General features: G+C 65.6%; 26 protein-coding genes. 14 read left to right on the top strand and 12 right to left on the bottom strand.

Annotated features, from left to right (window positions below; translation table 11 throughout):
* Positions 1-32: 32 nt before the first annotated feature.
* The 4 genes from G7Y85_RS19455 to G7Y85_RS20720 all read right to left on the bottom strand — a co-directional run bounded on the left by G7Y85_RS19455 (position 33) and on the right by G7Y85_RS20720 (position 3174).
* Positions 33-596 (bottom strand): hypothetical protein, encoded by a 564-nt coding sequence (locus G7Y85_RS19455; RefSeq protein WP_166261503.1) that lies wholly within the window; start codon positions 594-596, stop codon positions 33-35.
* A 97-nt stretch (positions 597-693) separates the two neighbouring features.
* Positions 694-1578: an alpha/beta fold hydrolase gene (locus tag G7Y85_RS19450; protein ID WP_166261500.1), complete on the bottom strand. Its 885-nt coding sequence runs from the start codon at positions 1576-1578 to the stop codon at positions 694-696.
* A 76-nt stretch (positions 1579-1654) separates the two neighbouring features.
* Complete coding sequence (locus tag G7Y85_RS19445; RefSeq protein WP_166261497.1) at positions 1655-2566, bottom strand: PA2778 family cysteine peptidase; 912 nt, start codon at positions 2564-2566, stop codon at positions 1655-1657.
* A 50-nt stretch (positions 2567-2616) separates the two neighbouring features.
* Complete coding sequence (locus G7Y85_RS20720; protein WP_166261494.1) at positions 2617-3174, bottom strand: PA2779 family protein; 558 nt, start codon at positions 3172-3174, stop codon at positions 2617-2619.
* A 12-nt stretch (positions 3175-3186) separates the two neighbouring features.
* On the opposite strand from G7Y85_RS20720, the gene G7Y85_RS19435 reads away from it, so the two are divergent.
* Positions 3187-3669 (top strand): SET domain-containing protein, encoded by a 483-nt coding sequence (locus G7Y85_RS19435; protein WP_166261491.1) that lies wholly within the window; start codon positions 3187-3189, stop codon positions 3667-3669.
* Positions 3670-3769: 100 nt separating this feature from the next.
* On the opposite strand, the gene G7Y85_RS19430 is transcribed toward G7Y85_RS19435, so the two are convergent.
* From G7Y85_RS19430 to G7Y85_RS19405, 6 genes are all read right to left on the bottom strand, one after another.
* The gene (locus tag G7Y85_RS19430; RefSeq protein WP_166261488.1) at positions 3770-4174 is read right to left on the bottom strand and encodes a hypothetical protein; all 405 of its coding nucleotides are present in this window, start codon (positions 4172-4174) and stop codon (positions 3770-3772) included.
* A gap of 346 nt (positions 4175-4520) precedes the next feature.
* Complete coding sequence (locus G7Y85_RS19425; protein WP_166261485.1) at positions 4521-4733, bottom strand: cold-shock protein; 213 nt, start codon at positions 4731-4733, stop codon at positions 4521-4523.
* A gap of 377 nt (positions 4734-5110) precedes the next feature.
* Positions 5111-6421 (bottom strand): hypothetical protein, encoded by a 1311-nt coding sequence (locus G7Y85_RS19420; protein ID WP_166261482.1) that lies wholly within the window; start codon positions 6419-6421, stop codon positions 5111-5113.
* 47 nt (positions 6422-6468) lie between these two features.
* Positions 6469-7713 carry an NHL repeat-containing protein gene (locus G7Y85_RS19415; RefSeq protein ID WP_166261479.1) on the bottom strand — a complete coding sequence of 415 codons (1245 nt, stop codon included), beginning with the start codon at positions 7711-7713 and terminating at the stop codon, positions 6469-6471.
* A gap of 223 nt (positions 7714-7936) precedes the next feature.
* On the bottom strand, positions 7937-9157 hold the full coding sequence (locus G7Y85_RS19410; RefSeq protein WP_166261476.1) for an ATP-binding protein: 1221 nt from the start codon (positions 9155-9157) through the stop codon (positions 7937-7939).
* A complete protein-coding gene (locus G7Y85_RS19405) occupies positions 9154-9864 on the bottom strand; it encodes a response regulator (protein ID WP_166261473.1) in 711 nt (236 codons plus the stop codon). The genes G7Y85_RS19410 and G7Y85_RS19405 overlap by 4 nt, the downstream gene beginning before the upstream one ends.
* Before the next feature lie 154 nt (positions 9865-10018).
* Here G7Y85_RS19405 and G7Y85_RS19400 point away from each other — a divergent pair, with 154 nt between their 5' ends.
* Positions 10019-10948: a hypothetical protein gene (locus G7Y85_RS19400; protein ID WP_166261470.1), complete on the top strand. Its 930-nt coding sequence runs from the start codon at positions 10019-10021 to the stop codon at positions 10946-10948.
* A gap of 23 nt (positions 10949-10971) precedes the next feature.
* Here the strand turns inward: G7Y85_RS19400 and G7Y85_RS19395 are convergent, their stop codons facing one another.
* Positions 10972-11907 (bottom strand): LysR family transcriptional regulator, encoded by a 936-nt coding sequence (locus tag G7Y85_RS19395; RefSeq protein ID WP_166261467.1) that lies wholly within the window; start codon positions 11905-11907, stop codon positions 10972-10974.
* 98 nt (positions 11908-12005) lie between these two features.
* On the opposite strand from G7Y85_RS19395, the gene G7Y85_RS19390 reads away from it, so the two are divergent.
* The 12 genes from G7Y85_RS19390 (at position 12006) to G7Y85_RS19335 (ending at position 23909) form a co-directional block, all read left to right on the top strand.
* Positions 12006-13259: an acyl-CoA dehydrogenase family protein gene (locus tag G7Y85_RS19390; protein ID WP_166261464.1), complete on the top strand. Its 1254-nt coding sequence runs from the start codon at positions 12006-12008 to the stop codon at positions 13257-13259.
* A complete protein-coding gene (locus tag G7Y85_RS19385; protein ID WP_166261461.1) occupies positions 13259-14092 on the top strand; it encodes an SDR family oxidoreductase in 834 nt (277 codons plus the stop codon). The genes G7Y85_RS19390 and G7Y85_RS19385 overlap by 1 nt, the downstream gene beginning before the upstream one ends.
* 19 nt (positions 14093-14111) lie before the next feature.
* Entirely contained in the window at positions 14112-14951 is an 840-nt protein-coding gene (locus tag G7Y85_RS19380; protein WP_436286646.1) for an alpha/beta fold hydrolase, read from the top strand.
* Positions 14929-16008 carry a phosphotransferase family protein gene (locus tag G7Y85_RS19375; protein ID WP_166261458.1) on the top strand — a complete coding sequence of 360 codons (1080 nt, stop codon included), beginning with the start codon at positions 14929-14931 and terminating at the stop codon, positions 16006-16008. Before G7Y85_RS19380 ends, G7Y85_RS19375 begins: the two co-directional genes overlap by 23 nt.
* Positions 16008-16697, top strand: a complete 690-nt coding sequence (locus G7Y85_RS19370) for a histidine phosphatase family protein (RefSeq protein ID WP_166261455.1) — start codon at positions 16008-16010, stop codon at positions 16695-16697. Before G7Y85_RS19375 ends, G7Y85_RS19370 begins: the two co-directional genes overlap by 1 nt.
* Positions 16698-16706: 9 nt before the next feature.
* Positions 16707-17453 carry an SDR family oxidoreductase gene (locus G7Y85_RS19365; protein WP_166261452.1) on the top strand — a complete coding sequence of 249 codons (747 nt, stop codon included), beginning with the start codon at positions 16707-16709 and terminating at the stop codon, positions 17451-17453.
* A 58-nt stretch (positions 17454-17511) separates the two neighbouring features.
* Positions 17512-18561 (top strand): saccharopine dehydrogenase family protein, encoded by a 1050-nt coding sequence (locus G7Y85_RS19360; RefSeq protein ID WP_166261449.1) that lies wholly within the window; start codon positions 17512-17514, stop codon positions 18559-18561.
* A 262-nt stretch (positions 18562-18823) separates the two neighbouring features.
* Positions 18824-19591 carry a DUF2884 family protein gene (locus G7Y85_RS19355; RefSeq protein WP_166261446.1) on the top strand — a complete coding sequence of 256 codons (768 nt, stop codon included), beginning with the start codon at positions 18824-18826 and terminating at the stop codon, positions 19589-19591.
* A 79-nt stretch (positions 19592-19670) separates the two neighbouring features.
* Positions 19671-20060, top strand: a complete 390-nt coding sequence (gloA, locus tag G7Y85_RS19350) for a lactoylglutathione lyase (protein ID WP_166261443.1) — start codon at positions 19671-19673, stop codon at positions 20058-20060.
* A 283-nt stretch (positions 20061-20343) separates the two neighbouring features.
* Complete coding sequence (gene ilvB, locus G7Y85_RS19345) at positions 20344-22059, top strand: biosynthetic-type acetolactate synthase large subunit (protein ID WP_166261438.1); 1716 nt, start codon at positions 20344-20346, stop codon at positions 22057-22059.
* 188 nt (positions 22060-22247) lie between these two features.
* Positions 22248-23318, top strand: coding sequence for a branched-chain amino acid aminotransferase (locus G7Y85_RS19340; RefSeq protein ID WP_166261435.1), 1071 nt, complete (start codon positions 22248-22250; stop codon positions 23316-23318).
* 195 nt (positions 23319-23513) lie between these two features.
* Positions 23514-23909, top strand: coding sequence for a tRNA-binding protein (locus G7Y85_RS19335; RefSeq protein WP_166261432.1), 396 nt, complete (start codon positions 23514-23516; stop codon positions 23907-23909).
* Positions 23910-24030: 121 nt separating this feature from the next.
* Here the strand turns inward: G7Y85_RS19335 and G7Y85_RS19330 are convergent, their stop codons facing one another.
* Positions 24031-26667, bottom strand: a complete 2637-nt coding sequence (locus G7Y85_RS19330; RefSeq protein WP_166261430.1) for a DUF1302 domain-containing protein — start codon at positions 26665-26667, stop codon at positions 24031-24033.
* Between the last annotated feature and the right edge of the window lie 64 nt (positions 26668-26731).

Genomic DNA, 26731 nt, shown 5'->3' with positions numbered 1-26731 from the left:
GCGGAACGAGGGCTGGTCCAGTTCGGCGCCGCTCAGCGTCCGGTCAGACGCGGACCGAAGTTGTAGCGCACGCCGGCTTCGAAGCGATCATCGTCACCGGACTGAACCGCGGCCTGCAGATCGAGCGCGGCGGTGAGCTGATACAGGCCGTCGAGCCGTGCAGACGTATCACTGTGTCCGTGGCCGAGGTCGACGTAGCGAAGGCCAGGATCAAGTTCAAGGCGCGTGTTCGGCACCATCCAGCGCACGCCGCCACGCAAGCCGAATCCGCTGTCGCTGCCACCGTGGTTGTAGTCGTAGTGCTCGTACGAACCGCCGAGGTCGAGGTCGACGTTGCGGGTCAGCGGTGTGTGCCAGAGACCGCCGACGCTGAGCTGCTCGAAGTGACCGACATCGTCGTACTCGCCGAAAACCGCGACCGGCGACAGCACGTCGAACGAACCGTTGGCGCGAAAACCGTCCTCGTCACCAGCCTGATCGCGGTGGACATAGCCGCCCTCGAGATAGTTGTAGTTGTGCGCGAACGCGAGCGCGGGTGCCAGCAACAGCGCAGCCGCGCCGGCCTTCAGCAGATGGGATCGGGTCGCTTTTTTCATCGTTGTACTCCGCTGGATGATGTTCATTGCGGCGCAGAGCGTGAAGGCCGACGGCTTTATCCCGGCTGAATTCAGGACATTCCGATGCCCCGCGATATCACGTCGACCCAAGGTGCTGCGCGATCATGTCGGCGATTTTCGGCATCAGCATCCTGGGCAGGTCGTGGCCCATGCCCGTGATCGTTTCGAGCCTTGCGCCCGGAATCACGCGCTGCAACTCGCGCCCTGCCGCCACCGGAATCAGGGGGTCATCGGTTCCGTGAACGATTAGCGTGGCTTGCTGCAGCCTGCGCAGCGACGCGACACGATTCGGCGCGGCGAGAATCGCTGCGGTCTGTCGCGCAACACCGGCCGGGCGGTGGCTGCGATCGAATTGCGCGGCGCTCTGCGCTTGCAACTCATCGTGTGGCGTCACGAATTGCGGACTGCCGATCAGGCGCATGGTCTGCATGGAGTAGCGGATGATGTCATCACGCACGCGCAATTGCGGACGCCGCACCATGCGCAGCCGGATGGGCCAGCGCGCGCCGGGCAGACGCGGATTGCCGGAATGCGTCATCAACAGCACGAGGCGGCGGACACGCGCCGGCTGCCGCATCGCCATCAGTTGCGCAATCATGCCGCCCATCGACACGCCGACAACATGCGCCGACGGGATTTGCAGCGTGTCGAGCAGCCCGAGCGCGTCGTCGGCCATGTCCTCAAGCTGATAGGGCGCGCGCACCGGCAAGCGCAGGGTGCTGGCAATGCCGGCGCGCAGCAGATTCGGTTTGCCCAGTTCGCTCATCTGTGTCGACAGACCGGCGTCGCGATTGTCGAAGCGGATCAGATAATGACCTGCCGCGACCAGCGCGTCGCACAGCGATTGCGGCCAGGTGATCAGCTGGCCGCCCAGGCCCATCACCAGCAGCACGGGCGGGTTGCCGGGATCACCTGCCGTTTCATAATGCAGGGTCAGTCCGTTGCTGGCAGCTTGCGGCATGCGTAGGGTTGCGATCCGGGCCAGCCGGCATGATGCCTTGGCGGCACGACGCCGTCAGCAGTGCCGTCGCACCGCGCTACGGTGCCGATTCGGCCAGCCGGTCGACGCTGTCGGCAGAACAATGATCGAGCGGCGGCAACTCCGTGCGCGTATCGCCCAACGCCGCCGCATAACGTCGATCGACATCGAGCGCGGCCGCGCGATCGAGATCGCCGAGCGCGAGCCTGCGGCATTGCAGGGAACCGAGTGCACTGGCGCGGTTGTTGAGCGTGACGATGTCGTCGCCCAGTTCGAGCGCACGGTTGTACGCCGCAATTGCCGCAATCCACTCTGCGCGCCGCGCGTCGATGTTGCCGAGCGCGGTCCAGGCCAGCGCGGAGTCGGGCCAGCGCATCGTGGCGGCACGATAACCTCGCTCGGCATCGTCAAGCTTCCCCAGCGATTCGTACGGTGCCACAGCCGTCAGCCACTGCACGGCCGTGGCGGTCGCGGGGGGCGTCTGCAACCCGGACACGATAACCGCCCAGCGATCACTGTATGCCCAGCTGCGCATCAGCTCCGCGGCCGACATGCGTGCGCGCTTCCGGGTGCCGGATCGCAGGATGAAGCTGCTGCTCTGCGGCTCGTAGCCGACGACTACCGCGTAGTGCCAGACCGGCAGCCAGGAGAAGCCGAGATTGAGCAGCAACAACGGCGGATGGCCAGCCCGCAACTCCTGCACGAGGCCTTCGAGATCAGGCTCGATCTGCGTGGCGACGCGCTGATACCGTCGCGTCGCCGCGATCAGTTCCGCCTGCAGGCTGCCGTGCCGGCCCGGCAGGTAAACATCGGCGACCAGGTCATCCGGCGTGACGTCCACGCCGCTTGCGCCGAGCGCGGTCGCCAGCGCTGCCGGCCCGCACTGATAGCGCTTCTGCGGGAAAAACGGCGTCCCGCTCAACTCGATCGCTTCATTGCCGCCGGGCAGCTTCAGCTGTGGAGCAGGCACGGCCGCACAGCCTGCCAGGAAGCAGGCTGCGACGACCGCGACCCAGCGCTTCAAATGCCGTTGAAGATGTGCGTGACACCCACCAGCTCGAGGATGATCAGGATCACGAACACCAGACCGATGACCGCGAGCAAGGCATCGCCGCCCGCAGGTTGCTCGCGGACATGCTGCGCGAGCTGGCTCAGCTCCTCGTCACTGAGCGATGCGACCCGGTTCTGTGCGTCGACCGGATCGACGCCCATCTTCTCGAATTCACTGGCCACCTGGTCACGGGACATGAACGCCGTCACCGTACTGAGATCGTCGGCGCGCGTGTGCGCAGCCACCATCTGTTCGGTTCCGATCATGCTGGCGCGCGCCGGCGCAGGTGTCATCGTCACCGTCACGCCAAGACACAGCATGCCGATGAACGCCCCACGAGCTAGTCCTTCCATGGTTCTCTCCTTGCGTGATCCGGTGAAACGCCCTTTGGCGTGGACCGTACGCTCGCCCGGCAGCACTGAACGAATGCTGAAAACGGGGGCGTCGGGGCCGGCGGCGCACCGCGCAATCGTACCGAGAGTTTCAGCGTGCACAGTATTTGCGTGACAATAGACGACCTCGTCCACGCGTTTCCGTTCATGCCTCGCAATATCGCTCTCCGCCGCTCGCCGATTCACGGCAATGGCGTCTTCGCCGCCCGCGACCTGCCGGCCGGCACCCGTCTCGTCCAGTACCGCGGCACCTTGCGCCCCCACGAGGAAGTCGACGACTGCTACGGCGGCGAGTACGACTCCGGCCACACCTTCCTGTTCACGCTCAACGAGCACTACGTGATCGACGCCAATGTCGGCGGCAATGTCGCGCGCTGGATCAACACCAGCTGCGCGCCGAATTGCGAAGCCGTGATCGTCGAAGACCCGAAGGGCAATCCGAAGCGCGATCGCATCTTCATCGAAACGATCAAGGCAATACCGGCCGGTACCGAGTTGACCTACGACTACGGCATCACGCTGGACGAGCCGCACACGCCGAAGCTGCGCAAGATCTGGGCCTGCCGCTGTGGTGCCCGCAAGTGCACGGGCACGATGCTGCGTCCCAAGCGCAAGCGCGCCGCGGCCTGAAGCGCCGCCCGTGCCTGCTCGCCGGGACACCGGACATAGCGCTTCAGGCGGCACTCGTGATCATCTTGCGCGAGCCCTGACCGGCATCGCCGGAAACGGCTTACCAGCCTGCAGCGCGACGACGCCTCAAATACAGGAACGCGAGCGTCGCACCGACCAGTTCCGTGACGACGAAAAAGCCGAGCGCCGGCGGCGCGCCGACGACCAGCTGGATCACCAGCAATACCGCCACGGCCAGACGTGCGACCGCATCGATCCCGAGCAGTCGACGATCATCGGGCCGGAACAGGCGCGCACCGTTCCAGCAGGCCCCCAGCACGCCAAGCAGCTGTGCGAACAGGAGCGTCGCCGGCGTGAATTGCGACCACCGCTCGGGCACCGGCAACAGGCCAGCCGCCGACAGCAGCAGCAGGGCCCACGCGTGTGTCAGGCCCGGTACTGCCAGCGGTGCCGTGATCAAGACATCGAGCAATGCGAAAAAGCGAATCCCGCCCATCCCTTTCATGACGCCTCCCGGCGTGCCGCACGGAACTGACCTGCGCCGGTCCCGCGGCTTTCATCCCTGAACGGCATGGCGCGTCGCTCCGCACCATGGCGTGTACCCCCAGCCGCAGCGACCTGCCGCGGCACATCAGCATATGCGGATCGACGCACACCGCAAGCAAGCGTGGTGCCATGCGCTGCCGCCACGATCCCCGTCGATGCGCCGGCAGGCCTGATCGCGAACGACGGCGCGGCGCGTCGAGGGGCCGGGCGGCGAGCTTCGGCGAAGCAGAAGCCCGTTCAGCAGTCATGAAAAAGCCGCGGCATCGGCCGCGGCTGGTCCGGCAACGGCGCCGAAAGCGGGAGGCTCAGAGCGGCTGGATCGCCGCGGCCTGCAGACCCTTGGGGCCACGCCGCACTTCGTACTGCACTTTCTGTCCTTCCTTCAGTGTCTTGAACCCGGTGCCCTGGATTTCGCGGAAGTGCGCAAACAGATCTTCGCCCCCGCCTTCCGGCGTGATGAAACCGAACCCTTTGGCATCGTTGAACCACTTGACGGTGCCGGTCGATACATTGGACATGCAACATCCCCTCTGACGTCAATTGAAAAACGGGCTCACACCCTTCCGGTGCAAACAGTGTTCAAGAACCGTAGCCGGGGCCGACACCAAGAAAAATACTGCGTCCCGCCGCAGCAACCTTGCCTGAGACACGCCTGCAGCAGTGAATTTACACCGACATTTGGCACGTCGTCTAACGTCGCGCGCGCCGAAGTTTCACGCCGGAAACGTCGTCGCAGGCCGGTCCTCCGACAAGGGCGACGCGTCCTGGATTCGCCTTGCCTGTCACGCGTTCGGGTCCTGATCGGCGCACACCAAGTTGCCGCAGCATGGTGCGTACTGCTGTTCGTGCTGCCGGCGCGCCGGGACGGACCGCGCCAGGCCGCACGAGAATCGCTTCAATCGTTGTGCTGCCGATGAACACTGACGGTTGCGTGTTCCTGAATCTGACCGACCGACGTGCTGTCGATCGTCGCGAATACACGGGCGTTGCCGCCGACGTTGAAGGGAACCAGCAAGCCGCCGTCCAGACCCGAGCCATTCACTGACAGCAGATCGGAATCGCCGGTGTCGATCAGGCTCCAGCTGACGGCGCGGCTCACCGGACGCTCGACGCCGTCGTCGAACACGCCATAGGCCTGCAAGTGACCCAGATTCGGATAGGTCAGGTCGGTCTGCGTGGGATCGATTCTCATGCTGAGAATGTCGGCATCCGAGAATGTGTAGACCCGCGTCGTCGTCGTCAAGTCGATGCCGGCCTTGTCATAGGTCAGCTTGAATGCGATCTCGCGATCAAGGCGATCGGCATCTCCCGACACGACCAGATAGGGCGTCGATTCGAGATATGTATTGCCGTTGACGTCCGTCACGGTCGACGCGGCAGCCGACAGCGCGCTGGCGTTGGCCTTGTTGTATCCGTCGGCAGCGTCGACTTCGACCTGATCGGAAAGATCCTGAGGCGGTGCGCTGGCGTCGTCGAATACGGCATCGACCCGCACGCGATCGCCGAGCGTGACCGGCACCGGCTGGTTCTGCGGCTGCTCGTAACTCAGTTGCAGATTCGCGACCGTGCCGATGCTCATGGTCTGCGACAGGTTCAGATTGCAGGTCGGCAATCGCGCTTCGAGCGTGAAGTTCTGATCGACCGGAGTCCGCGACGCGACCACCGTCGACGTGCCGGATACCACCGCCGGCGCGCCGGAGTCGGTGATCATCCAGTTCACATTGGCCGTGAGGTCCTGCTCGATCTGATCGAGTTGTGGCTGGACATAGAGATGGAAGGTCGTTGTCGAGTCCGGCGCCATCCTGGTCAATACCGGAGAGATCCGCATGCTCGAAATATCGACCGCGCTGACGCTGATCGAAGCCGTCATCGCGTCGGCGTAGGTGGCCGTGATCACGGCGTTGCCGGTGGCGCGCGCGATCACCGTGCCGACCGGGTAATAGGCCCCGGAGCCTGCATAGGTTTCGACATCGCCATTGCTGACGTCGATGATGCCGGGTGCGCTGCTGCTCCAGACGACGCGCGAGGTGACGACCGACGTGCTGGCGTGATCGCCATTGTCGTCAGCGAACGTCGCCGTGGCCGTCAGCGACGTCGTCTGGCATTCGACCATGTCGACCGCCGCCGTGTTGCCGTTGTAGGTCACCGCCAGCGCCTGCGGGCCTTTGCCGGAACCGATCGGTGAACCGTTGCTGCATGCGGCCAAAAAGACTGCGGCGCCCAGAAAGGCGCCGCAGCACAGGCGAATTGCCGTCACGGGATGTACATCTCCACGCGGCTGTTACTGCGATCGGTAATGTAGAGGACGCCACCTTCGACGTAGACGCCCGTCGGGCCGTTGAGCGTGTGCTCGGTGGCTGCACCGTTCTTCTGGTCGCTATCGTCGTTGTCGGTCTTGCCGTCCTGGTTGTCGTCATTGGCGGCCGACGAGGTGAAGCTGAGGTCGCCCTGCCCGTAGACCAGCGACGCGCTGAGGCCGTTCGAAGCCGGCATCGAATCGAACTTCAGGACGCGATTGCTGCCGCGATCCGCGACCCAGAACTGCGCACCGTCGGAGGTGACGCCGGTCGGCGACACGAAAGTCGAAGCCGAGGTGCTGTACGTCGAGCGCGAGAAGTCGGTCTGGCCAACGACATTGGTCGCCGGGCCCGCCGTCACCTGCGGGAACGTTCTCCAGTACAAAACGCGATAGTTGCCGGTATCGGCAACCAGCAGCTGCGCGCCGTCGCTCCAGACCGAGTTCGGCTGGAACATGCTCTTGGCGTCGTCATCGTCGCCGTTGGTGGTGAAGCTCGCCTGGCCGAGCACGATGCTCGCATCCTGCGTCGTCGACGTCGGCACGCTGTTCCAGACCAGCACGCGGTTGTTGTAGGTGTCGCAAACGATCAGCTTGTTGTTGACGATGATCGCCGACGTCGGGCCATTGAGGGTGTGGCCGGTCACGCCACTGCCGCCGTCACCGACGATGACGTCCGGCGCCGTGTTGGCCTGCGCCTGCGTGGTCGGCGCGGTGTTCCAGATCAGCACGCGATTGTTGCCGGTGTCGGCGACGACAAGCTGGCCGGACGCACTGAGGAACGCCGTCGACGGGCTCGACAGCTTGGTGCTTGTGGTGCCGCTGGACTTGCTGGTCAGATCGGTCTGGCCGATGACGACGGTCGCCGCCTGACCGTTGGTGTTCGGAATGCTGGGCCAGACCAGAACGCGGTTGTTGGCCGTATCGGCGACGTACAGCTTGGTTCCGTCAGTGCCGACATTGCCGAACGGCGTCGCGAGCGTGTAGCCCTGCGGCGTCGACTGGCCGTCATTGGTGCTCGTCTTCATGAAGTCCGTGTGGCCGATCACCTGGAATGCGGTCTGCCAGTCGATCTTGCCGCTGCCGCCGCCACCGCCGCAGGCCGTCAGCAGCGAGGCCGAGGCGATCAGCGCCAGCGCGGATTTCGGCATCAGGCGCCGGACGGACAACGAAGAAGCCGCGAAGGCACGACGAAGACGCATGAAGACTCCTTGACGCAAAACGGGGAATGATGCGACCGGCGGGGCCGCCAAGGCAGCGATGGTGCCGGGAAGGCGTGCAAGGCGCTGAAACAGTTTGTATGTAGTTGTAACAATGACGACGCACAGGAGGCCGTTGCGGACCGCGCTGGCGACAGTCGTGCCCGCGGCAACACGTCGCGTCCCGCCACGCCGGGGAGCGGCGGCAGCGCAGCGAAGGAAATTCCTAGGGAAGTGGCAGGCGAAGTTCGATTGCGAACGGCTGGCCGTCTTTCGCCGCACGCATGGTGAGCGCGCCGCCGTGCTGCTGTGCGACACGCTGCACGATCGCCAGACCCAGACCGGCACCACCCGGATTGCGCGCACGCGAACCCTGCGCGAACGGCTTGAGCAGGCGCTCCCAATGCGCCGCGTCGATACCGGGTCCGTGATCTTCGATCGTCACCGTTACCGCCTGGCCGTCACTGCGTGTCCCGAGCCGGATCGGCGAGGCACCGTGCGCGTTGGCATTGTCGATCAGATTGCGCAGCGCACGCATCAGCGACTGCCTGCGCAAGGGCAGCAGCTGCGGTGCGGCGAGATCGCATTCGACGACGGCGTCGTCGGGATCGTGCAGCACGGCGCGCACGACTTCGTCGAGCGAGATCAGGGTTGTCGCTTCGTCCTGACCATCGCGCACGTAGTCGATGCACTGGCCGATGATGTGATCGATTTCGCGAACGTCGCGCAACACGGGCGTCCAGTCGTCGCCGGGGCGCGCCCGCAGTTCGATCGCGGCCTGGATTCGCGCCAGCGGCGAGCGCAGATCATGCGACATGCCGGCCAGCATCATCTCGCGCTCCTGCGTGCTGCCACGCAACTGGCGCGCGAGCCGGTGCAGCGCCGCACCGATCTGCCGCAGTTCGCTGGGCGCCGCCATGCCGCCCGCCGCCGGCACGCTGCCGTGTTCGATGTCCTCGATGGCGCTGAGCAGCCCGCGAATCGGCCAGCGCACGATCAGACTGAATGCCAGCACCGCGAGCAGCACGACGATGCCGAGGCTCGCGAAGTTGATCCACAGGAAGTGCGCACGGATTTCGCCGAATTCGAACGGCGCGGCGCCGAACGTCGACGGCCCGTGATGCTCGCCCGGCCGGTGCTCGATCGGCGGCGGTCCGCCATCGGGCGTCACGACGCGAGGATCGTCGGGGGGCAGGCGGTGCGTGGAGAACGCGAACAGATGATCGCCGCCGCCCGGCCGCATGCGCAGCACGCGATCGACGCTGCCGTCCGGATTGACGTGCACGCAACCGCCGCGCTCGTCCTGCGGCAGCTCGTCCGGCCCGCAGCTGCGAATGTGGATCGCCACTTCCGGCGGAGGGAAAAGCTGCAGCAATGCAAGATTGATGGTCGGCACCATCACCACCGCGGCGGCCACCAGCAGGCCGAGCAGAACGCGCAGGCTCATGCAGGCTGATCGGGCACGAACATGTAGCCGCGACCCCAGACCGTCTGGATATAGCGCGGGGTGGCCGGGTCCGGCTCCAGCACCTGTCGCAGACGCGAAATCAGGATGTCGATCGAACGCGACAGCGCATCGCTGGGGCGGCCGCTGGTCAGGGTCATCAGCTCGTCGCGGTTCAGCACCCGCCGTGCGTGCAACACCAACGCTTCCAGCAGCTGGTATTCGCGTGTCGTGATATGCACCGCCTCGCCGTGCCGGCTCAGCGTCCGCGCCCACAGATCGAGTTCGAAGTCGCCGATGCGCGCGGTCTTCGGCGTGCTGACGGTTTCGGCACGGGCGGTCTGGCCGATGCGGCGCAGCACCGTGAAGATGCGGGCGACCAGCTCGCGCAGATTGCAGGGCTTGGCCAGATAGTCGTCGGCGCCGACCTCGAGGCCGACGATGCGGTCGACGTCATCGCCCTTTGCCGACAGGATGATGATCGGGATCGGCGAGGCGGCACTGCGCAAGCGCCGGCACAGCGCAATGCCGTCTTCGTCCGGCAGCATCAGATCGAGCACGATCAGATCGAAGCGGGTCCGCGTCAGCGCGCGCACGGCGGCGGCGGCGGTCGACACCCCGTCGGAATCGATGCCGTGACGCAACAGATATTCGGCCGTCATCTGACGCAGCCGCACGTCGTCGTCGACCAGCAGGACTTTCGCTTTCATGATTGGGGGACCCCGCAATGACACCGGCAGTCTGACCCAAGTCCTTGCGGGTCGTTCCATCTCGATACATTTCGAAACAATTCTCGAAAACGCCGACACCGCACGGGCGGCCGATCGCCACTACCGTGGCGCCACCCCAGAACCCGCCCGGCTCATGTCCTTTTCGATCCGTTTTGCCGCCTCGACCCGCCTCCTTTTCGCCCTGCCCCTGCTGGCCGGCGCGGTCCTGCTGACCGGCTGTGAAGCCAAACTCGGCGCCGACCTCGGCGTCAGCCAGCCCGCCGCGACGATCAAGGCCGTCACCCTGGCAATTCCGTATGTCGACTTCGAAGACAGCGACGGCGCCATCCACAGCTTCGACACCGAACGCGGCGACGCCTTCGACACGCTGCAGCACTACAGCGATTCGGACAGCAGCAACGATGCCGACACCTACAAGCTGTTCAGCGACAACAGCGCCAAGGGCAACTATGTGTCGGTGCGGCCACGCTTCGACGTCAGCAACGCCAGCATCACCGACAGCAGCGGCGCCCAATATCCGCTGAGCCTGGCGGCGCAGCCGGACTACCAGAGCTATGCGCTCGACATCGGCAACAATGATTCGGCGAATCTGGTGTTGACCCTGGAACTGCCGTTCTCGCTGATCAACCAGGTCAGCAGCAGCGGCAGTTACGAGCTGCAGCCGGTGATCCGCGTCGCCCGGGTCGACACCGCCGGGACCATTGCCGGCACCATCGCTACCGGCCTCGTCCAGGCCAGCGGCTGCCGCAACGGCCGCACGGCCGGCACGGGGGTCGCGGCTTATCTCTACACCGGCAGTGGCGTGACGCCGAGCGACTATTTCCGCACCGACACGGTCATCAACGTCAAGCAGCCGGTCGCCGCGGCCTTCGTCCACTACAGTGCCAGCGATGACGCCTACGATTTCGAGATCGACAATCTGGCGCCGGACACCTACACCATCGCCTGGACCTGCCAGGCCGATGCCGAGCAGCCGGACGTCGACGACGGGCTGACGTTCCAGGACAGTGAGACGGTCACGGTCTCGGCATCAACGACCAGCACCGTCACCTTCAGCAACTGACGCCCGCCGTCGGCACGCCCTGCTCAGGGCCGCGGGGCGCCGCGGCGCGTCAATGTGCGAACCCGCTCGCGCAGCCACGCATGGCCGGGGTCGTGTTCGGCGTTGCGGTGCCAGTACAGCATCACCTGCAGGCTCGGCAGTTCCAACGGCAGATGCACGAGTTTCAATGGCAGATGTGCGGTGAACCACTCGCCGTAGTAGCGCGGCAGGACCAGCAGCAGATCGCTGGTCGCGGCAACGTGGCAGGCCGCGTAGTAGTACTGGCAGCGCACGGCGACGTCGCGGCGCAGGCCCTCCCGCTGCAACACCACGTCTTCCAGCACCAGACCGAGCCGGCGTGAAGACACCGCGACATGCCGGGCGGCCAGCCACTGCTTGACACTCAGCCGGCCACGCGCCAGCGGATGATCCGGCCGCATCGCGACACACAGCGTCTCCTCGAACAGCGCTTCCTGGACGATGCCTTCGCCGACCGGCACCGGAATGTCGATCGACAGGTCCAGCGCGCCGGCGGCCAGCTCGCGATCAAGGCGCCGGCGCTCGATGCGCGCGCTTTGCAGCTGCAGACGCGGCCCCTCGGCCAGCAGTTCCTGTGTCAGGCGCGGCATCATCGCGAACTCGAGCACGTCCCGCATGCCAAGCACGAAGCGGCGCGAACTGGACGCGGCATCGAACACCTGCGGTGTCGCCAGGGTCTGCTGCAGGACCTGCAGGGCAGCGCTGATTTCCGGGGCGGCGGCGCGCGCGCGCGGTGTCGGCGCGACACGGCGGCCGTCACGCACGAACAGCGGGTCGCCGAACTGCAGGCGCAGCCTTGCGATCGCATTGCTGATCGCCGGCTGCGTCAGATGCAGCTGGGCGGCCGCCTGCGTCAGGCTGCCGGCACGGAACACCGCATCGAAGACGCGAAACAGATTGAGATCGACGCGGCTTGTCGCACGCTCGACATCCGGTTTCATTGATTCACCATGTGAATGTCATTTGATTCAGAAATATTAGTCGACCGAATGATAGGACAGGCTTATGGTGTGCGCCTGACCACCGGAGGAGACCGGCAATGGACTTTGCCCACAGCGCCCGCGCGCAGGACCTGATCAAGCGCATCCGCGCGTTCATGCGCGACCACATCCAGCCGGTCGAAGAAGCCCTGTTGCGCGAACAGATGGCCGCCAGGCGTGGTGGCGACTGGACGCAATGGCAGGTCTCGCCGCAGGTCGAGTCGCTGAAGGCGCAGGCCCGCGAAGCCGGCCTGTGGAACCTGTTCCTGCCCGATGCCGAACTGGGCGCCGGCCTCAGTCACGTCGAATACGCACCGCTCGCCGAGGAAATGGGCCGCAGCTTCCTGGCACCGGAGGTGTTCAACTGCAATGCGCCGGACACCGGCAACATGGAAGTGCTGTGGAAGTACGGCAGCGACGAGCACAAGCAGCGCTGGCTGCAGCCGCTGCTGGCCGGCGAGATCCGTTCGGCGTTCTGCATGACCGAGCCGGACGTCGCATCCAGTGATGCCACCAACATGCAGGCGACCGCCGTGCTCGACGGCGACGAGGTCGTCATCGACGGCAAGAAGTGGTGGTCGACCGGCATCGGCCATCCGAACTGCCGCTTCGTCATCTTCATGGGCCTCTCCGACACCGGCGCGCATCGCCACCAGCAGCACAGCATGGTGATCGTGCCGCTCGACACCCCGGGCGTGACGATCGAACGCATGCTGCCGGTGTTCGGCGAATACGACGAGCCTTACGGTCACGGCGAGGTGCACTTCAACAAGGTGCGCGTGCCGAAAGCGAATCTCATCAAGGGCGTCGGCAAGGGCTTCGAGATTGCCCAGGGCCGCCTCGGACCGGGTCGCATCCACCACTGCATGCGCTGCATCGGCGCCGCCGAGCGCGCGCTCGAACTGATGATCGAGCGTGGCCTGCGCCGCGTCGCCTTCGGCAAGCCGCTGATCAACCTGGGCGGCAACCGCGAGCGCATCGCCGACCTGCGCATCGCCATCGACCAGGCACGGCTGCTGACACTGTTCGCGGCCTGGAAGATCGACAAGATCGGCGTGCACGCGGCGCTGACCGAGATCTCGGCGATCAAGGTCGTCGCGCCGGGCGTGCTCGAACAGGTGGTCAGCGAGGCCATCCAGATCCACGGCGCGGCCGGCCTGTCGCATGACTTCCCGCTCGCGGCGTTGTACGCCACCGCGCGCGTGCTGCGACTGGCCGATGGTCCGGACGCCGTGCATCGCGGCATGATCGCCCGCGTCGAACTCGGCAAGTACGCCAAGCTGATGGCGCAACTCGGCACGGGAAAGCACTGATGAACGGCAAACGCGTTTTCATTACCGGCGGCGCTTCCGGCCTCGGGCGCGCGCTGGCCGAACGTTACGCGCGCGACGGCGCGCGCATTTGCATCGGCGACGTCAACGATCAGCGCGGATCGGAAACGCTGCAGGCGCTGCGCGCCGCAGGCGTCGAGACGCATTACCTGCATTGCGATGTCACGCAGGAAGCCGATCTCGACAACGCCGCGCAGTGGATGCAGACCCATTGGGGCGGTGTCGACATCGTCGTCAACAATGCCGGTGTTGCCGCCAGCGGCGGCATCACCGAACTGTCGCTCGCCGACTGGCAGTGGATCGTCGACATCAATGTGCTGGGCGTCGTACGCGGCTGCAAGGCGTTCGCACCGCTGCTGAAAAAGCAGAAGAGCGGTCACATCGTCAACGTTGCGTCGATGGCCGGCCTGATTCATCCGCCGCTGATGTCGGCATACAACGCGACCAAGGCCGCGGTCGTCGCCCTGTCGGAGACGCTCAAGGTCGAACTGGCGGACGACAACATCGGCGTCTCCGTCGTCTGCCCGGCATTCTTCCGCACGAACCTGACGGAAACCGCGCGCGCCGGCGACGCGGATTCCAGCCGCATGATGAACAAGCTGGTCACCAAGGCACGGCGCGGTGCCGACGAGATCGCCGCGCTGGTCCATGATGGCATCGAGCGCGGCGACTTCCATATCCTCACGCACAAGCGCGAGGCACGTATCTGGCGGCTCAAACGTCTGCTGCCATATCCGATGTTCTCGCGCATGATGCTGAAGGCGACGCGGCAGATGATGGGCAAGGCCGCGCAGCGCGCACGCGACGGATCGTGAGCGGCCGGTGCTGAAGCGCATCGATGCGCAGCTGATCCCGCATCGCGTGCCGAGCGTGCTCGGCGCGCTGCAGGTCCGCGTTGCCGGCACCGGACCGGCGATCCTGTTCTGGCCGAGCCTGCTGATGGACGGCACGATGTGGCGGGCGCAGGCGGCGCACTTCACCGAACGCGGATTTCGCGTCGTGCTGATCGATCCGCCGGGCGCCGGCGCCAGCGAAGCGCTGACACGTCATTTCACGTTCGACGAATGCGTACAGTGCATCGTGCAGATTCTCGACGCACTGCAAATCGATCGCGCGCACTGGGTCGGCAATTCCTGGGGTGGCATGATCGGCGGCACGTTCGCCGCGCGACATCCGCAACGAGTCGGCGTTGCCGTGCTCATGAATGCCACGGCATCCGCGGCAGGCTGGCGCCACCGTCTCGAATTTCCGCTGCTCGCGCACGCCGCCCGCGCACTCGGCGGCATTCGCGGTCCGCTGACCGAGCGCGTCGTCGACGCTTTCGTCGGCCCCAGCACGCGCCGCGAACGGCCGCAGGTCGTGCAGGCGATTCGCGAATCGCTGGCGACGGTGAACACGCGTTCGAGCTACTGGGCCGTCAACAGTGTCGTGCCGCGACGCCCCGATCAGCGTCCGCTGCTCACGACGATCCGCACGCCGGTGTTGGTGGTGGCAGGCGCCGAAGATCGGGTATTTCCGGTCGCCGAGGCGCGCACCATGGCCCGGGCCATTCCCGGCGCGCGCTTCGAGCTGCTGCAGAACGCGGCACACCTTGCCGGGCTGGAATGCCCGGACATCGTCAATGCACTGATCGACCAGATGATTGCGAACCATGACCGAAACTCCCAGCACTGATCGCGCCGGCAGCGTTCGCGCCGGCGAGGAACTCGACGCCGCGGCCGTCAGCCATTGGCTGCGCGCCCAGGGCGTGACACTCGACGGCGAACCGACGGTGACGCAGTTCGCCGGCGGCGCATCGAACTGGACCTATCGGCTCGAATACGCAAATCGCGATCTGATCCTGCGTCGGCCGCCGGCCGGCACCAAGGCCAAATCCGCGCACGACATGAATCGCGAGTATGCAGTGCAGAAGGCACTGAAGCCGGTCTACCCGGCGGTCGCCAACATGGTCGCGCTGTGCCACGACGAGACCGTGATCGGCTGCGAGTTCTACGTGATGGACCGCATCGCCGGCCTGATCCCGCGCCGGAATCTGCCGGCGGGCGTCGAACTGGGCCCCGAACAGGCACGCCAGTTGTGTGTCAACGTGATCGACAAGCTGATCGAACTGCATCGCGTCGACTGGCGGGCCGCCGGTCTCGACAAGCTCGGCAAGGGCCAGGGTTATGCGAAGCGGCAGATCGACGGCTGGTGCGATCGCTGGGACAAGGCACGGACCTGGAACGTGATGCCGGGTCGCGACGTGATGCGCTGGCTCAAGGCCAACACGCCGGACGATGTCGCGACCTGCGTGATCCACAACGACTGGCGGCTCGACAACATCGTCTTCGACGCCCGTGATCCGACGCAGGTGATCGGTGTGCTCGACTGGGAGATGGCGACGCTCGGCGATCCACTGATGGAACTCGGCACCACGCTGGCGTACTGGGCGCAGGCGGACGACGATCGTTTCATCCTGAGCATGCGCCGCCAGCCGACGCATCTGCCGGGCATGCTGACGCGTCGCGAGATCGTCGAGTACTACTGCGACAAGATGAATCTCGGCCCCGGCAACTGGGCGTTCTACGAGGTCTATGGCCTGTTCCGTCTCGCCGTCATCATCCAGCAGATCTACTACCGATATCACCACAAGCAGACCCGCAATCCGGCCTTCAGGCAATTCTGGCTGCTGGCCAATTACCTGATCTGGCGCAGCCGCAAACTGATCAAACAAAGTGGCAGGGGCAACTGATGGGCGCGATCTACCTGATCCGGCATGGCCAGGCGTCGTTCGGCGCCGGCGACTACGACAAACTCTCGAAACGAGGCGTCGAACAGGGCACCGTACTCGGTCGCGCGCTCGCGGCGCGTGGCGTGACCCCGGACCGCGTTGTCTGCGGCGGCATGCTGCGTCATCGCGAAACCGCGCAGGCCTGCCTGGATGCGATGAAGCTTGCGGCGAACTGGCAGGAAGATCCGGCCTGGAACGAATACGATCACGAGAACATGGTCGAGGCCTACCGGCCGCGCTTTCGCAACAAGGCGGTGATGGCGGCCGAACTGGCGGCATCGCTGAATCCGCGGCGCGCATTCCAGGACGTGTTCGCGGAGGCGATGAAGCGCTGGATCGGCGGCGAACACGATGCCGATTACCCGGAGAGCTGGGTTGCGTTCTGCGCGCGCTGCGAAGACGCGGCGCTGCGCCTGCAAACTGCGCTCGGCCGTTCGAAGACGGCGCTGGTCTTCACTTCCGGCGGACCGATCTCGGCAGTCGCGCGGCATCTGCTCGGCTTGTCCAGCGAGCGCGCGATCCGCCTGAACTGGACGCTGGCGAATGCCGCCGTCACCAAACTGATCTACAGCGAGCGCGGCATCTATCTGTCGACGCTCAACGAGCACGCGCACTTCGAGCACGACAGCTCGCTCATCACCTATCGCTAGGACCTCATCATGCGCAAGACCATCCTGATCACAGGTGCCAGCTCCGGCCTCGGCCGCGGCATGGCACGCGAGTTTGCCGGTCGCGGCCACGATCTCGCACTGTGTGCGCGCCGCACCGAACGGCTGGAAGAACTGAAAACCGAGCTGCTCGCGGCCAACCCGGACATCAAGGTCTCGTTGCGCGCACTCGATGTGCTGAACTACGAGCAGGTGTTCGAAGTCTTTCGCGCGTTCCGCGATGACTTCGGCCGCGTGGACCGCATCATCGTCAACGCCGGACTCGGCAAGGGGCAGCCGCTCGGCACCGGCTACTTTCACGCCAATCGCAAGACCGCGGAAACCAATTTCGTCGCGGCGCTGGCGCAATGCGAAGCGGCCCTCGAGATCTTCCGCGCGCAGAACGATGGTCATCTGGTGATGATCTCGTCGATCAGCGCCATGCGCGGCATGCCGCGCAATCTGACGACCTACGCCGCGACTAAGGCCGGCGTCGCCGCGCTCGCCGAAGGCATACGCGCCGACCTGCTCGGCAAGCCGATCAAGGTCAGCACGATCTATCCGGGCTACATCCGCTCGGAGATCAACGAGAAAGTGAAAAAGACGCCGTTCATGGTCGACACGGAAACCGGCTGCCGCGCGCTGGTGCGCGCGATCGAACGCGAACCGGCGAACGCCAGCGTGCCGGGCTGGCCCTGGATCCCGCTCGGCTTCGCGATGCGGCATCTGCCGCTCCGCGTCGTCGCGAAGATGGGTTGATGTCAAATTGCCGGAGCGCGCGCTGCGCGCGACCGCAACAAACGTGATGGAGATGACGATGAACTGGATGATCTACGGCGCCAACGGCTACACCGGCGAACTGATTGCCCGCGAAGCGGTCAAGCGCGGGCAAACGCCGATCCTTGCCGGCCGCAACGCCGACAAGCTCGCGGCACTGGCGCGTGAACTGAAACTCGAGTCGCGCGCGTTCGGACTCGACGATGCCGGGCAGCTGGCCAAGGGCCTGCAGGGCATCGAGCTGGTCCTGCATTGCGCCGGCCCGTTCTCGGCCACCAGCGCGCCGATGATCGAGGCCTGTCTGCAGGCCAAGGCGCACTATCTCGACATCACCGGCGAGATTTCGGTGTTCGAACATGCGCAGGCGCAGAACGCGCGCGCGCAACAGGCCGGCGTCGTGGTCTGCCCTGGTGTCGGCTTCGACGTGATCCCGACCGATTGCGTCGCGGCCTCGCTGAAGGCGGCGCTGCCAGACGCGACACATCTGGTGCTCGGCTTCGATTCGCGTTCGGGCTTTTCACCGGGCACGGCGAAAACCTCGGTCGAAGGTCTGGCGCAGGGCGGCAAGGTTCGCGAGAACGGCAAGATCCGCGCGGTGCCGCTGGCCTACCACGTCCGCAAGATCGACTTCGGCGACGGCGAGAAGCTGGCGATGACGATTCCCTGGGGCGACGTCTCGACCGCGTACGCAAGCACCGGCATCCCGAACATCGAGGTCTTCATTCCCGGCTCGCCGGCGATGATCGCCAATGCCAGACGTGCCAACTACTTTCGCTGGCTGCTCGGTCTGGCGCCGGTCCAGCGCCTGATGAAGAACCGTATCGCCAAAACCGTGAAAGGACCCAGCGAGTCGCAACGCGCCAAGCTCGTGACCCACGTCTGGGGCGAAGTCCGCAACGCCGCGGGCGTCACGCGGACCGCAAGAATCCGGGTTGCCAACGGCTATGCGCTGACCGTCACCGGCTCGCTGGCGGTCGTCGATTTTCTCCGCGAACACCGTCCGGCCGGCGGCAGCTACACCCCATCGAAACTGTGCGGTGCCGACCTCGTACAGAAACTGCCGGGCTCCGGACCCTTGCAGATCAGCTAGACGACTCGTCGTTTTTGTGGGAGCGACGCGAGTCGCGAAAGCTTTTCGAACCCAGGCAGGGTTCGCGACTCGCGCCGCGCCTGCAGACACGCAAGCCGGCTGCGATTGCTCGCCGATTTCCAGCGAGGGCGACCAAACGCTTCGCCATTCTCGCCACTTCGGAATCGACAGATTCCGTAAGGCTTTGATTCAAAAAGGCTCGAAACCTGGCAAAGGCCTTGCTCCACTCCCGGCACAGATTCAAAAACCGGGAGCCCCTCGCATGTACAAGCCACTGATCGTCACCATTTTCGTGGCCGCCCTGCTGCCGCTGAGCGCGAGAGCGGCGGACCGCGAATGTCACTGTGGCCTGCGTGCCGATGTCGCCCTCGACGGCGACGCTGTCGAGCTGCGCGGTGACGACGGCGTCTACCGTCTGGAAGGCGACCGCCTGATCCACGATGGCCGCGAGGTCCGTCTCGACGCCCGGCAGCACGCCGCGGTGGCCGACTATCGGCGCGGCATGCAGAGCCTGGTGCCGCAGGTCAGCGGCATCGCTCTCGATGGCGCGATGCTCGGCCTGGAAGCGATGACGATGACCTTCGCCGCACTGGGCAACGATCCCGACGATCTGCACAAGTACGAGCGCCGCAGCGAGAAACTCGGCGAGAAGATCCACGCGCGCTTCAACGGCCGTGAACTGCGGCGCGACCGCCTCGGTGCATATGGCGACGACAACGAGCTCGACGCCGAGATTTCCGACATGGCCGAAGACTTCGCGGCCGACATCAGCGGCAGCGTGACGTCGCTGGTATTCACTGCATTGATCCATCCGGGCCGCATCGAAGCGCGCGCCGATGCAACCGAGCGCCTCGTCGAACAGCGCATCCAGCCGAAGGCGGACGCGCTCGAGGCGCGTGCAGAACCGCTGTGCGAGGAGTTCGCGCGGCTCGACGCACTGGAGCCGCTGATCGGCATCGACGCCATCACCCAGCACGACGCCGGTGGCGATGCGCACGCACATCGGCACGGCTTCACGCTGTCGTTCTGAGCGGGGCCGCGGCACGGACCAGGCTTGCACTCCCGGGGGCGCGCTGGCACTTTGGCGCCCTTTCCTTTCGGGAGTCCCCATGCGCGTTCTTCACACCATGCTTCGCGTCGGCGACCTCGATCGCTCGATCGCGTTCTATCGCGACGTGCTCGGCATGAAAGTGCTGCGCCGCCAGGACTATCCGGAAGGCAAGTTCACGCTCGCGTTCGTCGGCTATCAGAGCGAGGCCGAGGGTGCGGTGATCGAGTTGACCTACAACTGGGGCACCGATCGCTATGAACTCGGCACCGCGTACGGTCACATCGCACTGGAAGTCGACAACGCCGCGCAAACCTGCGATCTCGTGCGCCAGCGGGGCGGCAAGGTCACGCGCGAAGCCGGGCCGATGAAGCACGGCACGACCGTGATTGCCTTCGTTGAAGATCCGGATGGCTACAAGATCGAATTCATCGAGCGGAACGCACGATAAGCTGCTGCGCTCGACATCTCGCGCGCGGGCGGTGCTCGCGACTTGCGCACGGACGATCCATCCCGCTAGACTCGCGGCGCTTTTTCGCAAAACCAAAGCAATGAACCTGTTCAAGCAGCTCGCCCTTCTCGTTGTAGCGGTCGTCGTTAGCGACGCGCCGTAGGGGCTGTTCGACATCAAGAACCCCCGCCGGCGCACACGACCGGCGGGGGTTTTCTGTTTTCTGAGGGTTCGCCACCGGTCCATCGCCTCCAAGGGTTTCCGCCATTCACACGGAACCGACATGGACATCAACGGTGCAAACCTGATCACCCGTTTTCTCGAAGCCCGCATGGACGCGCTCGGCGCGTCGGCGGGCATCGTTGCCGGCATTCCCGGCGGCGCGCTGCTGCCGCTGTATCGCGCGCTCGCCGACTCGCGCCTGACACATGTACTCGCGCGCCATGAGCAGGGTGCCGGCTTCATCGCGCAAGGCATCGCCCGCGTCAGCGGCCATGCCGGTGTCTGCCTCGCGACCTCCGGGCCGGGGCTGACCAATACCGTGACCGCGCTGGCCGATGCCAAGGCCGATTCGGTGCCGCTGGTCTGCTTCGCCGGGCAGGTGCCGCGGGCACTGATCGGCAGCGACGCCTTCCAGGAGGTGCGCACGGGCCACATTGTCGACTCGATCACCAAGGCGCATTTCGAGTTGCGCGCCGCCGCGGATCTCGTGCATTTGTTGCCGGAAGCCTTCCGCATCGCCGAAAGCGGCCGACCGGGACCGGTGCTGATCGAACTGCCGAAGGATGTGCAGACGGAGGCGTTGCAGCTCGACAAGCTGCCGCTGCCGTGCGCCGTGGCACGCGCCGGAGAGCCGGGCGCCGACGCCATTGCCCGCGCTGCGGCGATGATCGCGCGGGCGCGGCGTCCTGTGCTGTATCTGGGCGGCGGCGTGGTGCAGGCGCGCGCTCAGCATCTGGCGCAGACCTTCGCCGAACGCGCCGGTCTGCCGACCACGACCACGTTGATGGCGCTCGGCACGATGCCACCGGACCATCCGCTGGCGCTCGGCATGCTCGGCCTGCATGGCGCGCGCTACACCAACCGCGTGATCGACGAATGCGATCTGCTGATCGCGATCGGCTGTCGTTTCGACGATCGCGCGACCGGCCGCCTCGATCGCTTCGCGCCAAACGCCAGGGTGATTCACATCGACGCCGACCGCCGTGAACTCGGCAAGCTGCGCAAGCCGCAACTGGCGATCGAAGCCGATGCCGGCGCCGCGCTGCGCGCGCTGATCAAGGCGGTGACGCCGCAACTGCGCACCGACTGGCTCGCACGCGTCGGCAGCCTGCACCGCGAATCGCCGATGCCGCGGCCGGGTGCCGACGATCCGCGCAAGCCGCACGGACTGATGCGCGCAGTCGCCGCGATCGCCGATCCGGATGCCGCGATCACGACCGACGTCGGCCAGCACCAGATGTGGGTCGCACAAAGCTATCCGCTGACACACCGGGCGACGGGCGAAACGATGGCGGATTCCCTCTCCACGCCGCACCGCTGGCTGACCTCCGGCGGACTCGGCACCATGGGCTTCGGCGTGCCCGCCGCGATCGGCGCGGCGCTGGTGAACCCGCAGGCCGGTGCGATCTGCTTTTCCGGCGATGGCAGCCTGATGATGAGCGTGCAGGAACTCGCCACGCTGGCCGAACTCCAAGCGAACGTGAAGATCATCGTCATGGACAATGGCGCGCTGGGCATGGTGCGCCAGCAGCAGAACCAGTTCTGGGACGGACGCTACAGCGCTTCGCTGTATCGTCACCCGCCATCCTGCTGCGCGGTCGCCGAGGCCTTCGGCGTGCCCGCCATCGATCTCGGCTTCGCGCGCGATCCGCTGCAGGCCCTGCGCAGCGCGTTCGCGCAGCCCGGACCGATGCTGATCCGTGCGCCGATTGCCGTCGAAGAAATGGTGCTGCCGGTGGTGGTCCCGGGTGGCGCCAATGTCGAGGCGCTCGGCTAGGGCCTCCGTTGACGCCATGGCAATCGCTGCGACGGAGTGCTGCGGTTCGCGCCTTGCCTGGCGCCATTCCGGGCAGCAACGCAGCGATCGTCCATAACGTCGACAGGCCTCGGTCGCCGCGCAGCCACGCCGAAGAGAAACCTTCATCCCGATTCGCTAATCTTGCCAACGCACAACGGAATCCGACGATGCACACACCTCCAACCGGGCTTTACGAAGCGCCCTTGCCGGCCGACTGGCCGGAACCGGAAGCCCTCGGTTTCGGCCGTATCCTCGGCCCCTATCTCGCGCACGCGCAACATGGCGAGGACAGCGGCTGGCACGCGCCGACCGTCAGCGCGCGCAGCGCCCTGAGCGTGCCGGTTGCCGGCGGCGGCCTGCAATACGGCTTCTCGGTATTCGAGGGCCTGAAGGCCTACCGTGATGCGGACGGCCGCATCCACCTGTTCCGGCCGCGCGACCACGCCCGTCGCCTGCAGCAGAGCGCGCAGCGGCTGGTGATGCCGGAACCGCCGGAAGAAGTGTTCATGACGCTGTGCCAGCTGGCGGTGCAGGTCCACGCGCGTTACGTGCCGCCGTTCGGTCGCGGCTCGCTGTATCTGCGCCCGACGCTGTACGCCGAAGAGGACGCCCTGGGCTTTCGCCCGGCGACGCGGCATCGTCTCGCGGTCGCCGTCACGCCGTGCTCCGATCCGCTGCCGAAGTCGCAGCGCCTGTGGGCGGAAACCGAACTGATCCGTGCCGCGCCCGGTGGTCTGGGCGCCGCCAAGACCGGTGGCAACTATGCAGCCGGCCTTGCCGGCCAGATGCGCGCGCGCGCCAACGGTTTCGACGACGTGGTCTGGCTCGACGCACTGACGCATCGCGAAATCGCCGAGGCCGGCACCATGAACCTGTTCGTGCAGATCGGCGATGAAGTCGTGACGCCGCCGCTGGACGGCACCATCCTCGCCGGCATCACCCGCGACTCCGTGCTGCGCCTGCTGCACGCCGATGGCGTGCGCGTATCCGAACATCGCATCACGCTCGACGAACTCGCCGCGGCCGGCATGGCCGGTCAGCTCGGCACCGCGTTCGGCGTCGGCACCGCGGCGCGCCTGGTCACGATCAGCGAGATCAGCGATGGCACGACCGCGATCCGTTTCCGCGATACCGGCCTGGCCGCGCGACTTTACGAACGGCTCAAGCAGGTTCAGGAAGGCGCGACACACGCCCTGCGCGAATGGCGCGTGGCCGTGCCGACACCGCAGAATCCGTGAAGATATCGTTCACCAACGATGCAGCCCCCTCGATACAGCGCCTGCGGCGCCACTCGGGGCGAACGACAAAGTGAGGGGCCGCTTTAACTGCCCGCTCATGCCGAGTGCCGCGCGACTGCGCGGTGTATCGAGGCCCGCACGGCGCATGCAACGCGTCCCTACAAGCTTCGCGATGCTCTTCACGGATTTTTGAATATGGTCCGACACGTCATCGATCGCGATGCGCTGCCGTATGCGCCGGACAAGCTGCCGCGCAAGGAACCCTGCGGCATCGACGGCTTTCTCGCCGTCGACCTGCGCATCGGCACCATCGTGTCGGCCGAGCCGTTTGCCGCGGCGCGTAAACCCGCGTACCGCCTGCGCGTCGATTTCGGCCCGGCCGTCGGCGTGCTCGAGACCAGCGCACAGATCACGCACTATGCGATCGCTACACTGATCGGGCGGCGCGTGGTCGGTGCACTCAATCTGGGCGAAAGGCGCATCGCCGGTTTCAAGAGCCAGTTCCTCGTGCTTGGTGCACTGGCGCCGGATGGCCAGGCGCATCTGCTCGCGGCCGATGGCGCGCCACCGGACGGCGCGCCGATCGCTTGAGGAAAATCCCATGCGCTCGTGGTGGCGAGTACCGCGACGCGATCCGCCGCGAAGCCGGATTGCGCAGTGACGCGCCGGACGGCGTCGTCGCCGCTCGCCATGCACCCGATGTCGCGATGGCTCAGAACTGATACTTCAGATAGGTGCGCGCCACGTCGCGGTCACGCAGCAGGTTGCCGTCGCCACCACCGAAGAACCATGTGTAGCCGAGGTTCAGCGACAGGCTGGAGCGGTAACGGACTTCGACCCCGACATCGGCCTGCTTGCGGCCCTGGATGAAATTGGCCGCAAGGCCGGGCGCCGTCCCCTGGACGTCATGCTTCCAGACGATCTGCGGCTGCAGCGAAATGCCCGGCAGCACGGATTCGTACTTGATCTGCGAAATGATCACGTAGCCCCAGGAAAACTTGTCGGGAAAATATTTGCGGTTCTGCTGATGCGGATTGAAGCGCAGACCGTCCGGACCGTAGCTGCAAGCCTGGTTGGTCGAGCACGCCTGACGCGAGCCGTCGGCACCGGAGCCATCGGCACCGGCGCTGGCATGCGTATAGGTGCCCGGCGCTTCGAGCTGCAGGCGATCGAGCGCCGGCAGACCCGGCACCCAGGTCGCACCGAACTCGAACAGGGTGATGATCTGGTCGGCCTTGATGAAATTGAAGGTATCGGTCGCCCCCATCACATAGGTTGAACCGAGGTTGAATTCGTAGCTGTCGAAATTTTCCCAGCCGCGGATATAGCCGGGGTTCCGACGGTTGTACGGCTTGCTCGGATCCGAGCCGGGATTGGTGCCGACCACGCCGCCGCGATACGGAATGACGAACGACGGGAACGCGCGCCCCGAGCCGGGCATGTGGCCGACCAGCAGATCGTAGGTGTCGTTGTAGCCGCCGCTGCCATTGGCGGTGACAAAATCGCTGCCGCGATAAATGCAGGCGTCGGGGGTCAGTATCGCACTGCATACGCTCGGATCTTCGTAGATGCCGATGCCGCCCAGTGCATTGATGTTGTTCAGCCCCAGCGACGACGCCAGTGCACCGAATGCCTGCTGCAGTTGCGCGGGCAAGGCACCGGCCGGTATGCCCAGACCGTTGCCGGTGCCGGCGCAGCCGGCGTCCGGCAGATGACAGTTGGTCAGCGTCGGCCCGAATGCCGCGAACGCGAGATCTTCCAGATCGACTTGCATCGGCTCGTTCGGCCGATAGGCCACCTCACCCTGCAGCGACCATGCTCCGACCGTCGTGTTGAACGACAGGCCGAAAAGCTTGATGTTCTCCGGATACTCGACCTGCAGCTTCGCTGAATCGAAGCCGACCGCGTCGCTGCTCGCGCCTTCCGGATCGTTGGGATTGAGCAGCGCGTGCAGCAGCGGCACGTCGCCGCAGGCGGCGAGGAATTCGACCGTGCTGGTCGTGTGCTTGGCGCACGACTCTTCAGTCGCGTAGAAGCTCACGTAGGGCGCACGCGCGTGATAGTTCTCGAAGTAGAACGCCAGCTCGGTGCCGCTGCCCAGCCCTTCCGCGTAGTACTTGAACGCGGCACCGTATTGCCCGCCATTGCGCGGATCCCGATCGCGCAGGCGCTGAATGGTGGTCGAGGTGTTGGTGATGCCCGACAGGGGATTGTCGAGCAGCAGGCCCAGACTTTGCGGATCTTCCGCCGCACCGCCGAAGCTGACGCTCGCCTGATTGACGGCGTTGCGCGTGCCGACATCGAGGAATGAAAAATACGAGCCGGGCGCCGGCGCTTCCAGCGGTTCCCATTCGTACTGATAGAAGGTTTCGATCGTCGCGTCGTCGAACGGCTCGAACGAGGCGAACGCCATGCCGACCGGCGTGAACACCTCCTCGACCTGATAGCCAACGCGGAAGAAGTTGTTGGTGTTGACCGGATTGATCGAATTGATCGAATCGAACACCAGCAGCGTCGACTCGCCCCAGTTCAGGGTCTGGCGGCCGATCTTGACCGTCAGCTCCTTGTCGAACGGCAGCGGCAGGTGGCCGTAGACGTAAGCGTCGAGCAGCTGCAGGTCAGTGCCGATCTGCTTGAGCGTTTCTCCATCGCTGCGCTTGTTGCGCACCACGCCACCGGGTCCGTAGACGATGCCGCAGGGGCCGCCGGTGGGGTTGCGATAGGCGGGACAGGGGCGCGAATCATTGCGCACGATCAGCGTCGAAACCGGCAGGGGCAGATTGACCGGCAGCAGCTCCGAGCCCGGTGTCGACGCATAGCCGACATCGAGATAGTTGTCGGAGGTGATCCGGTTCGGGTGATACTCGCGAAAATTGGCGTTGACGGCGTCGTAGAAATACAGGCCTTTGACGAACAGCCCCCAGTCGCCGACTGTCAGATTCAGATCCTGGGTGATCTTGAAGGGCGCCTGCACGATGTCGTAGCGGTCGTAGTTGAGATCACCGTCATCGGAATTGATCGAGAACTGGCCCGGCGCCCTGGCGAGTTCCGTCGCGGGAAACGTCTGCTCGCGGAACAGCCCCTGACAGGACTGGTAATGGATGCGTTCGGTGCCGCCGCTGTCGACACGACCGCAGACACCGGGGTCATTGTTGGATTTGCCGACCAGGCTCCTGGAGCGGCTTTGCATGCGAACCGCAATGCCGGCCGTCACCGTCGTGTTGAGCGTGCCGTCGATCTGCAGATCGTCGCCGAGCGGCACATCGAAGCTGAGTGCCTGCGCGGTGATCGAGTGCAGGCCCAACAATGCGGCCCCCCACGCGAACGCAAACGCGTAACGCTGCTGCATGGCTCTCCCCCATTTTTCGTGGGTTGCACCTCTGTGGGTGCCGCCGATTCATGTCGGCGTTCGC

The organism is Solimonas terrae (genome assembly GCF_011067135.1).
GTDB classification, from domain to species: domain Bacteria; phylum Pseudomonadota; class Gammaproteobacteria; order Nevskiales; family Nevskiaceae; genus Solimonas; species Solimonas terrae.
Note: the sequence above shows the minus strand (reverse complement) of the source record. Positions and strands in the feature narration are given on the sequence as shown.